The organism is Acinetobacter sp. SWAC5, assembly GCF_003419885.1.
Classification (GTDB): Bacteria; Pseudomonadota; Gammaproteobacteria; order Pseudomonadales; family Moraxellaceae; genus Acinetobacter; species Acinetobacter cumulans.
The window spans coordinates 43778-54910 of record NZ_QUWR01000023.1 but is presented as its reverse complement, the minus strand read 5'-3'; the positions used below and the strand labels follow the sequence as shown (position 1 = coordinate 54910).

General features: G+C 40.1%; 9 protein-coding genes and 1 tRNA gene. 2 read left to right on the top strand and 8 right to left on the bottom strand.

The features are described 5' to 3' along the window. Window positions 1-436: 436 nt before the first annotated feature. The 4 genes from DYI81_RS15000 to hemE form a co-directional block, all read right to left on the bottom strand. Window positions 437-2302 carry a DUF4105 domain-containing protein gene (locus DYI81_RS15000; RefSeq protein ID WP_240627437.1) on the bottom strand — a complete coding sequence of 622 codons (1866 nt, stop codon included), beginning with the start codon at window positions 2300-2302 and terminating at the stop codon, window positions 437-439. Window positions 2303-2483: 181 nt separating this feature from the next. Next, window positions 2484-2954, bottom strand: coding sequence for a DUF3015 family protein (locus DYI81_RS14995; protein ID WP_117007984.1), 471 nt, complete (start codon window positions 2952-2954; stop codon window positions 2484-2486). Window positions 2955-3085: 131 nt separating this feature from the next. Next, window positions 3086-3895, bottom strand: coding sequence for a DUF817 domain-containing protein (locus tag DYI81_RS14990; RefSeq protein WP_240627435.1), 810 nt, complete (start codon window positions 3893-3895; stop codon window positions 3086-3088). 33 nt (window positions 3896-3928) lie between these two features. Continuing rightward, a complete protein-coding gene (gene hemE / locus DYI81_RS14985) occupies window positions 3929-4999 on the bottom strand; it encodes a uroporphyrinogen decarboxylase (RefSeq protein WP_117007982.1) in 1071 nt (356 codons plus the stop codon). Between the two features lie 204 nt (window positions 5000-5203). On the opposite strand from hemE, the gene DYI81_RS14980 reads away from it, so the two are divergent. Continuing rightward, window positions 5204-6430 carry a L,D-transpeptidase gene (locus tag DYI81_RS14980; protein WP_117007981.1) on the top strand — a complete coding sequence of 409 codons (1227 nt, stop codon included), beginning with the start codon at window positions 5204-5206 and terminating at the stop codon, window positions 6428-6430. A 276-nt stretch (window positions 6431-6706) separates the two neighbouring features. Then, window positions 6707-7405, top strand: a complete 699-nt coding sequence (locus DYI81_RS14975; RefSeq protein ID WP_117007980.1) for a pirin-like bicupin family protein — start codon at window positions 6707-6709, stop codon at window positions 7403-7405. Between the two features lie 106 nt (window positions 7406-7511). Here DYI81_RS14975 and DYI81_RS18255 read toward each other — a convergent pair whose 3' ends face one another. The 4 genes from DYI81_RS18255 to DYI81_RS14960 all read right to left on the bottom strand — a co-directional run bounded on the left by DYI81_RS18255 (window position 7512) and on the right by DYI81_RS14960 (window position 10767). Then, entirely contained in the window at window positions 7512-7634 is a 123-nt protein-coding gene (locus tag DYI81_RS18255) for a hypothetical protein (protein WP_256733489.1), read from the bottom strand. A 222-nt stretch (window positions 7635-7856) separates the two neighbouring features. Next, a tRNA-Ser gene (locus tag DYI81_RS14970) sits at window positions 7857-7947 on the bottom strand. An 88-nt stretch (window positions 7948-8035) separates the two neighbouring features. Beyond that, complete coding sequence (locus DYI81_RS14965) at window positions 8036-10069, bottom strand: NADPH-dependent 2,4-dienoyl-CoA reductase (RefSeq protein WP_117007979.1); 2034 nt, start codon at window positions 10067-10069, stop codon at window positions 8036-8038. Between the two features lie 344 nt (window positions 10070-10413). Beyond that, window positions 10414-10767, bottom strand: coding sequence for a hypothetical protein (locus DYI81_RS14960; RefSeq protein ID WP_117007978.1), 354 nt, complete (start codon window positions 10765-10767; stop codon window positions 10414-10416). Window positions 10768-11133 lie beyond the last annotated feature (366 nt).

The window sequence follows — 11133 nt, the reverse complement described above, 5'->3', positions numbered from 1 at the left end:
TCGATTTATTAATGCTCGATTATAAGAAGACCAATTGGTGGTACGATAAATTTTAGGTGCAGGCTTGTTCATTTGGAAATTATATTGTGGAATAAGCCCTTAACGATAGGTTTGTGCAACAAAGCCCTTTGGTCGGTCGGAAGCATAATGCTAACTCATCTTGCTTTCTTCCAATACATTAATCTCTGTTGCACTTCATTTGAGAATCTAAGAGGTTATAAATACATTGATTTTTCTTTCATTTTCAAAATTATAACTATGATTAATATAAACTTAATAATTATTCAAAACCTTTTATGAAAACTTAAGCAAAGTAGCCATCCTTCACAGCGCCACAGTTGAAAAGTGCCCCACATATTCATCACTCATTACCTCGGCGCTGGATTGCATCATATTATTTTTTCACACGACTAGTTACCCAGTTAAACGAATGCCACTATTGAAAGAAATAACGATAGCCTAATTTGACTTCATTCCAATCTGACCAATTTTGCAACTGATATTCATAACTCAAATTTAAGCTATGTTGTGGCCGAATCAGATATTGAATTTGCTGGCTCAATCGAAGATTCCATCGATGACTGTCCGACCAATAGGGCATTTCCAACTGAGTCAGGCTATTGATATTTGAATTCCATACCGTCTGACAGCCCACTGTTGGTCCTACACCTATGCGCCAGCCATCATCCAAAGCAGATGAGGCTTGAACATTACTTTGCAATTGTCCATAACATAACCAGTTATGTACTGCATTGGCCCAGCTATAACCTGCTTGTGTCGTTAAACGTGCGACGCCATGTTGTGTGTTTTTACTAAACTGACCTCGTTCATCTAAAGCTTCCTGCTGCCAACCTAAGTTAAACCCCCAAGACAGTGGGTTTTTAAAGGGTGAAATTGGGTTATAGGAATTGACTGAGAGAAGCTCTAACTGCTTCAGTTTTAACTGATCATCTTGATAACGCAGTGCACCTTCTAAAAACTTAAGCTGTGTTCCTAAGCGATACCCCCAAGGCGGATCAATTAAATCATGATAGGCCTGCCGATGTGATATTTCGACAAATCCCTTGCCTTGCGATTCGCCCGTCGCCAACATTACATTTTTAGCATAATGCCCTTGTGATGGATCATGCTCAGGCGTAGAGACCTCTTCGCGCTGTTTATCTAGCTGAATTTGACTACGTAAAATTAACAGTTGACGTAAGCGTGGTTGTGCAAATGTTGCAGGCACTTTAGATGACGTAAGAGCCAAATATAAATCGTCATAGCCCATTTCTAGAATTTTTGCTTGATCATTCTGTGTATACGGCGCAAGTACAGATGACATTTGTGTAGGCTCAGACCACGCCACTTGATGTGCCTGACCAGCCAGCTGTGCCCCATGCTGTTTGGCCTGTGCCAGTAATTGTGTTTCTAAAGCTGGTCGATATATTTTTTGGCTGACCAAACCCTTTTGCTCTAAAATTTTTATGGTTTCAATAGGGATTGCAGTGTGTTTAAAATTTTCTGCTAAATGCAACTCAGGGCGGACCAAATCAAGCAGGCCTAAAATACGATATGCACAGTTATCACTCACAAAATAATAAGGAAAACTGACATGCTGCATTTCCCAAATATGAAGCACCAAAAACTGCGTTTCCTGCTCTGTTAAATTCAGCTCATATTCCCACAAATCACGACTTTCAAAATCGCCATATTCCTTCACTTTGCGATAATATGGCATCAGTGAATATTCACCAAGATATTGTCCTGTTAAACCCTTCCATGCATAAGACCAGCTCTCTGCGCTTTGTACCGTTGCCGCATAATTGATTGCATAAGATACTAAGTTCAGCTGTTTTTGATTGGCAGGATCTATCCTTAATAAGGTATGACCAAACATCGAGCTAGGATTGCCCATAAAGTCAGTTGCATAAATCACTGTGGCTTTATAAGGCTTAATTTTACTGTACCAATCATCTAAATCAGGGCAATGAACTACAGGCAACTCAGCTGCTGGAATCTCTAGTACCTGAATAAGCCATTGGCTACGTGCAGGAAATTTGCAACGTACTGATGCATTATCTTCACTGGCTTTAAATAATGCCTCTATATTGGCATCTAGCTCGGCTTGTAAATCTTGTGCACCCTTCGCACTGACAAAATACTTTGCATACTGAACATCACTTTGCCCTTTCGCATTACGATACATTAAAGCTTGCCATGTTGGCCGCTGCGCCAATTGAAGCGTATGTGCTTGCTGTATATAGTGCTGAATTTTCTCCGCATGAATTACATATTGACTAGATGAGTTCTGAATCGGCATGGGCGTATTGGTAGCATCTATCGAATTTGCTTGAGCACGCTCTGTCGCAGCAAGTCCTACACTTGGCATACACAACACCACCAACCAACACAGTAATTTCATAATTTATAATCTAAGCAATAATATGAATCAAAAAGACATAAAATACCCCGTCATATAGACAGGGCTTTGTGCTGCATTATTATACGTATGCTTTGAGCACTTCGTCTTTCGCCATTACTGACTGTAAAGAAGACAATACTTGAAGTGAATTTGAATTTTCAGATGCGTAAATTTCTGCAAAATTAGCTTTAGATACCGCAAAGAAACGTGCTTTATCTTCTGCTTTAATATGAAGTAATTCAGCCAATACATTCAGGCTCTCACCTTGACCTACTGCCATATCACGCGCCAAAGCCTCAGAATTTTCATTGGTAAATGTCGCTGCTTGTGCAGTTACTGTACCTGAACCATTACAACCAATCGTACCAAATGTAATACCAAAAAGTTGGTTAAAGAAAATGCCATTCGTTGTTGCAGCTAGTAATTTTGGAAGCTTACCAGACTGACCAGCCCATACTTGTGAACCAATACCACAACCCGCATCACGATCAGCAAATGCAGCTGTTGAACCTACTGCTAAAACGGCAGCTAAAGCTATTTTTTTTAACATGATGTTTCTCCAGAAATCACTTTATGAGTGTCATTTTTTAATTAGCGTATTACTTTACGCAACTGTAGATTAGACGAAAGCTTTACCCAAAAGCAAAGCTATTTTGAAGTCAAATTGTAATATTCGACCAACTACTGATTTGGCTCTGCTTTTAAGCGCCATTGGCCTATTTGGCTACGTTCACCCAATATGTTTAACACCAGAACTAAACTCAACAAAAGCAATAAATACCAAGAACCTAGCTTCGCCCATCCCACCATGTGCCATGCATCCACTTGACTCGGATACAACCAGATTTGATAAAAGGTACTAATATTTTCTGCAATCCAAATTATAAAGGCCAACACGACCAATACAGGTAACATCGGTAATTGGAATTGATGAGCATTCAATCTAAACGTAATTTTAGTTTTCCAGAAAATAAACACACTCCATGCAAACAAAACCGCACGGTAGTCCGGAATAAAAAACTTGCTCATAAAGTTAATATAAGACAGTACAGCAAGGCTGAGCATATTGGCAATGCTAGGAAGTTTCTCAAATGAAACCTGATATAAACGCAAGGAACGCGCAAAAAAGCTTCCCACTGCCGAATACATAAACCCAGCAAATAAAGGTACAGTGAGTATTTTAAATACCGCAGGCTGTGGATATTGCCACGATGCAATTTGCGGATGAGTTAAAAATATTTCCATGACCATTGCAACCACATGAAATAGCGCAATGACTTTAGCTTCAGCCCAAGATTCTAATTTTAAATACAGCAAACAGATCTGAATAATTAGGGCATAAAATAATAAATAGTCGTAACGGAAAAAGCCCCAATGTTCTGTGCTTCCCATCGAAGCCGTCACCACAAAGGCAATTAACAGCAGTATCCCAAATAAGGCAGCCGAAGCTGCCTTATATGAGAACTCAAAACATGATTTTAAAATGGCAATCACTGTTGAATCCTAAGTATTTCCAAGTATGTTTTACAAATACTTAGCGCTGTATTCATGCACAGTATCAATGAATGCACGTGGGTTTTCTGGATCGACCCATTGTGTAATTCCATGACCTAAGTTTGCAACATAGCCCGTTTTTTCACCATTGGCATAAGCATCATCCAACATCGCTTTGGTGGCTTTGGCAATTGAAGCTGGCGTGCCATATAAAGTTGCTGGGTCTAGATTACCTTGCAATGCTGCACGGCCTGCTACTGTTTGACGTGCAGTGTGCAAGTTGGTTGTCCAATCTAGGCCAAAAGCATCTGCACCCGTAGCGATCATTGGCTCTAACCACTGACCACCACCTTTGGTAAATAAAATAACTGGGACTTTACGACCATCTTTTTCACGCTGTAAACCATTCACAATGCGTTGCATATAATTCAACGAAAATTCAATGTATTCGCGATGTGCTAAAGCACCGCCCCAGCTATCAAAAATTTGTACAGCTTGTGCACCAGCATCAATTTGTGCATTTAAATAATCTGTTACAGCATCAGCCAAATGCGACAACAACGCATGCAAAACTTCAGGTTGTGCATACATCATTTGCTTGGTAAAACGAAAATCCTTACTTGAACCACCTTCAACCATATAAGTTGCTAGCGTCCAAGGGCTACCCGAAAAACCAATCAGTGGAACTTGACCACCCAAAGCTGAACGAATGGTTGACACTGCATTCATGACATAATCTAAGTCAGATTTGACATTTAACTTAGGTAAATTCGCAACATCTTGCTCGGTACGTACAGTTTTATGAAATTTTGGACCTTCACCTGTTTCAAAGTACAGACCTAAGCCTAAGGCATCAGGCACGGTCAAAATATCTGAAAATAAAATCGCAGCATCAAGCTCATAGCGACGTAAAGGCTGTAAAGTGACTTCACAAGCAAAATCTTTGTTTTTACATAGCGATAGGAAGTCACCCGCTGTCGCACGCGTGGCACGGTATTCTGGTAAATAACGTCCAGCTTGACGCATCATCCAAACAGGTGTTGTATCAACTGGTTCACGCAATAAAGCACGCAAAAAACGATCATTTTTTAAGGTCGTCATGTACTTTCCTATCATTTCTCGACATTTCGCCCATCATAACAAAAAGGCTCATAATTTAATAACTTCTCAGCGTTTTAAAAACCGATCAAGTTCAATGCTAAAAATGATAATTACACAAAACAATTACTGCACCGCCCATTTTTTTCTGCAATACTTGTAGCCGTTTTTCACATAGTAAATGAATAATTCTTAAGGTTGAATTATATGTTCGTTCGCACAATACTCACTTTGAGTTTAAGTTGCATATTTGCTGGTACAGCTTTAGCCGCATCTACTGCTGAACAACCATTAAATCCAAAAGTTCTCACAGATGTTGCTGTTCAAGACCCAATTGATCCTCTAGCTGCTGACGCTGCTTCTTCGCCTGTCGCGAATACTTCTGCAAAAATTACTGCTCAAGAACAAAAAGATTTAAATAGCGCTTCTGATACGCTCAATACATTACAAAATACTGAAGATCAGACAGCTGATATTGGTAATGCTACAAACACAACAACGCCAGCGACAACCTCACCTGCGGCTAAAGCCTCTTGGACTTTAGATGGCATGAATAATGCGCAGTGGTTTGAAAATATTGGTAAAGGCCAATTCCCTGTTTATGCACGTGCACACGTGATGCTAAACAATGCGCATGCGTCACCTGGTGCAATTGATGGCTCTAGCGGCAAAAACACTTTAAAAGCGATTGCCTCTTTCCAACAAATGAATGGCATTAAACCTACAGGTACGCTAACCAAAGAAACTTGGGATAAGCTTGTTGCTAACCAAGCTGGCAAAGCTGCATTTATTGAATACACCATTACCGATGCAGATATTAAAGGCCCGTATGCAAAGTCAATTCCACATGATTACGCACTTCAAGCCAAAATGCCAGGCTTGTACTACACACGTGTGACTGAAATGTTAGGTGAAAAGTTCCACATGGACGAAGATTTCTTAAAGAAATTAAATCCTAAAGCAACTTTTGCAAAAGCTGGTGAAAAGATCATTGTTGCGAACATTCGTAACGAAGTACCAGAAGACATTCATTTAATTGTTGCCCATAAAGGTGCAAAACAACTGTATTTATTTAACAGTCGTAACCAAATGATCGGTTCATTCCCTGCAACCATTGGTAGCTCGGACACACCATCACCTACGGGAACATACAAAGTGACAGGCGTTGCACCAAACCCTTGGTACAGCTACTCGCCATCTAACTTTGTTCAGGGCAATAACAAAAAGCCACTGTCATTACCACCTGGTCCAAATGGTCCTGTCGGCAATATCTGGATTGGTTTAAGTAAAAAATCATTCGGTATTCACGGTACACCTAATCCGTCTGCAATTTCTAAAACTGCTTCACACGGCTGTATCCGTTTAACCAACTGGGATGCTAACGATCTTGGTAAGAAAGTAAAATCAGGCGTAACGGTTAAATTCTTAGAATAATCGAAGGCCTGCTTCTGCTTAAACAAGGCGTTTTTCTGCAAAGAGAAACGCCTTTTTCTATTTTAAATTACTAATATTTGACCACTATAACCCAAATAATATGCACAGAATATCCATTGCCAATGTTGTAACTCAGCACCTTTTAGTCAAACTATGCTGATTAAAGCTAATTCTATCATCTCATTTTTGCAACATAACATTGCTTTTTCGCTGTATTTAAAACAGATATAAAACACTAAAATAACTTCAAGTTAAAAATAATACAGGAAGACCATCATGAATGCGTTCTTACATCCAAGTGAAAACCGTGGCCATGTGAAAATGGGCTGGCTTGAATCTAAACACAGCTTCTCTTTTGGTAATTGGTATAACCCTGACTATATGGGCGTGAGTGCGCTTCGTGTAATCAATGATGACCTCATTGATGGTCATCAAGGCTTTGGGCAGCATCCACATGACAATATGGAAATTTTAACCTGTGTGTTAAAAGGCACCATTACCCATAAAGACAGTATGGGCAACCACGGCGGTATTGCTGCTGGTGAATGGCAATTGATGAGTGCTGGTACAGGCATCCGTCATAGCGAAATGAATCAAGGTGATGAACAGGTACATTTACTGCAAATTTGGATTATTCCAAATGAGCGTGATGCAAAACCGAATTATCAACAGATTCGTCTGGATCCACATGAAGCGCCAAATCAATGGCATTTGATCTGTGGTCCAAATGACAATGCACCGATGCATATCCGCCAAAATGCTGAAGTGAAAACTGCGGTACTCAGCAAAGGTCAAAAACTACCTGTTGAGCAAACCCAGCATTTAAACTATGTGCATGTGGTAGAAGGCAAAATCAAAATTGCAGAACATACCATTGAAACTGGCGGTGCAATTGCCTTTCTAGAGCATAGTGAAATTGAAGCCCTGGAAGACACACAAGTGATTTGGTTTGATTTACCAGAAAAAGTGGCTTAACTATATATAGGCTTCACTTTAAAAAATAAACACTTAAAAAGCCCTGATTCTTCAGGGCTTTTTTTAATTGCTTTTACTTTACACAAACAACCGATGATAACTGTGCTTAGCCCATTGTACGGTTGTGTTGCAAATTTTCTGTTTGGCGCAATTGCTCATAAGCCACAGGATCGAAAGCACAAGCGCTCAGTACAGTCGCTACGATTACAGCCGTCATTAGTTTTAACATTTCGTACATCCTCATTGCCAGCATTCTACAAAAGATCCACCCAAGCCCACTGGTAAATGCTTGTATTGGATTTGCTTGTTTAATGCGCACACTATAAAGAATGAATTTAAATCGTTAAAACTGTTTATTTTAATATTTACAATCTGTTTTTTAAATTAAAGTTCATCTAAAAAAATCAATCCATAAAAAAAACCCCAATCTTTCGATTGGGGTTTTTGAATTTGGCGGAAGCGGTGAGATTCGAACTCACGGAGGGGTATAAGCCCTCGTCGGTTTTCAAGACCGGTGCATTAAACCGCTCTGCCACGCTTCCATGTGCGCCATCATACGGTGCTTTCCCTAGGATGACAAGCAAAAAATTCAGTTAAACCATTCAAATGAATATTGTTTCACCAAAACCATTATAAGCTGGCTGCCAATTCAGCACCTTCTCGAATTGCACGCTTCGCATCTAATTCTGCTGCCAATTTTGCGCCACCAATAATATGGTAATTTGCAAGTGTATGTTCTGTAGATTGAGGCATCACATCTTTCACAGACTCTTGCCCTGCACACACCACAACGGTATCTACACGCAACAACTGATCATGCCCAGCTGTTTCAATCCATAATCCCTCAGTGGTCACAGCTTTATACTGCACACCGCGTAGCATACGCACCGCATGTTTCTTTAATTGTGCACGGTGAACCCAGCCAGAGGTTTTGCCCAAACCCGCACCCAAAGCTGTAGTTTTACGTTGTAACAAATAAATTTCACGTACTGGTGGATGAATTTCTGCAGGTTGCATACCACCTTCAGACACATAATTTACATTTGGATCTACGCCCCATTCACGTTGCCATTCATTTAAAGGCTGTGGCTGTTTTTGATGTGGTGGCTTGAGTAAAAACTCTGACACATCAAAACCAATACCACCCGCACCAATCACGGCAACGCGCTCACCCACAGGCGCACCACGCAAAACTTCAGCATAAGATAAGACTTGAGGTGCATCACTGCCTTCAATTTTTAAAGCACGTGGTACAACACCTGTTGCCACAATCACTTCTTCAAAACCTTCACGCTCTAATTGCTCACGGTTTACTTTGGTATTTAAACGCAAATCGACACCCGTTTTTTCAAGCTGCACTTTGAAATAACGAATAGTCTCGTGAAATTCTTCTTTGCCTGGCACAACTTTAGCCAAGTTAAACTGACCGCCAACTTCATTAGTCGCTTCAAATAAAGTCACATGATGGCCTCGGCTGGCTGCCACAGTCGCTGCAGACATACCTGCCACACCACCACCTACTACGGCAATCCGTTTAGCTTTTTTGGCTTTTACATATACCAATTCAGTTTCATAAGCTGCGCGAGGGTTGACCAAACACGTTGCGCGTTGATTTTTAAAAGTATGATCTAAACACGCTTGGTTACAGGCAATACAAGTATTAATTTCATCAACACGGTTGGTCGCCGTTTTATTTACCCAAAATGGATCGGCCAATAAAGGACGTGCCATTTGCACCATATCGGCTTTTCCTGCGGCCAATATTTCTTCTGCTGTTTCAGGCATGTTAATACGGTTAGATGCAATCACTGGCACAGATACATGCTTTTTCACTTCTGCGGTATAGTCCACAAATGCCGCGCGTGGTACTGACGTCACAATGGTTGGAATACGTGCTTCATGCCAACCTATGCCTGTATTTAATAGGGTTATGCCCGCTTCTTCTAAGGCCTTCGCCACGGTAATGACTTCTTGCATAGTGTTGCCATCATGCACTAAATCCAATAGTGATAAACGGAAACAAATAATAAATTTTTCACCCGCTTGTGCACGAATGGCTTTCACAATCTGCACTGCAAAGCGCATACGGTTTTCAATGTCACCACCCCATTGGTCCTGACGCTGATTCACATGGCGACTTAAAAACTGGTTCAGTAAATAACCTTCCGAACCCATAATTTCCACACCATCATATCCTGCTTTTTGTGCAAGGCCTGCGGTATGTGCATAGTCCTGAATGGTATCTAAAATTTGCTTTTCGCTCATTTGACGTGGTTTAAATGGCGAAATAGGCGATTTGATTGGACTCGCAGATACAACAAACGGCTGATAACCATAACGTCCTGCATGCAAGATTTGCATCAATATTTTTGCGCCATGCTTATGTACAGCATGTGTGACTAAACGATGCGGTGCAATATCACCCAAGGTATTCATTGTACCGCCAGCAGGTAATAGCCATCCCGAGCGGTTAGGCGAAATACCGCCCGTAATAATCAGACCAACTCCCCCTTTGGCACGCTCACCAAAATAGGCAGCCAATTTAGGATAGTTATAAAAACGGTCTTCTAGCCCGGTATGCATAGAACCCATGACCACACGGTTTTTAATGGTGGTAAATCCTAAATGCAGGGGCTTTAATATATTTGCATAGCTAGTTGTCATGGCGAATCCTTATAATGGGCTTTGCAACTTGTTGCATACTACTTTAAATCGTTTTTATTTTTTGTTTATGGCAATTTTATTTTTTTATCTGTAGAAACTGTCAATAACGTCAATTATTCAGATCACTTCCTACAATAAATCTTATAGATAATTGAATAATTAAGATATTTTTTAAAACAAAAAATACATGTTTTGTCATATTTATTTTCAATTGCTTATCAAAAAAATGTGCTTAAACAGCTATGCAGGCAAAGCACCAGCTATCACGACTTTATTTCAAACGACCTTTCTACTCTAAGCAAGCTTCATTTAAAAATAATTTCAGCCGCCCCCACACCTGAAGCTTAAACTTCCCACTGAGACTTTAAACTTTTCCATAATGCAAAAGCACCTAGTAGCGTGCCGATCGGAAAGCTCAAAAGCATCAATACAGCTAAAATCCGCGACAAAATCAATCCCTGATTGGCACCTTTCTTCACTTTGAGACAAGCCACAATATTGAGTGCAATGAACAGCCCAATGCCAGCACACAATACACTTAGCTCCACCACGTTCATCGTATGTTGCTGATACTCCAAATACAATACAACTGCCAATGCACAGCTCAATATGCCTGCATAAATGCCATGAATTAAACTTAATGTCTCGTTTTTACTTTTTAAATGCGGATAAAGTGGTGGCAATTTATTGTTGAGCATCAATTCTCTCCGACGGCTGTTTTATGCAATGGCCCTATTGGATACATACATATAAATAAGTGAACTATGCCGAGCATAACATTCTATAAATCTTTATTAAATATTAATAAAAGCAATCCATCTTTCAACACTCCGATCGCTATTTTAAGCCAATTTAGATAAATCAACTGTCAACAAAAATATCTCTCTTACCTGTCATAAAACATGAGCCACAGCCAAAACTTGTCCCATCATATAGCTAAATATGGCACCTGTTCATTTAACATGATCTTCATGAGGCAATACATTGGAAAAATAGTAACACCTCAATGAAAATACGTCATTTTTTGACGCTCTCAGCCCTATCTTTTAGGTCACTTAATCTCA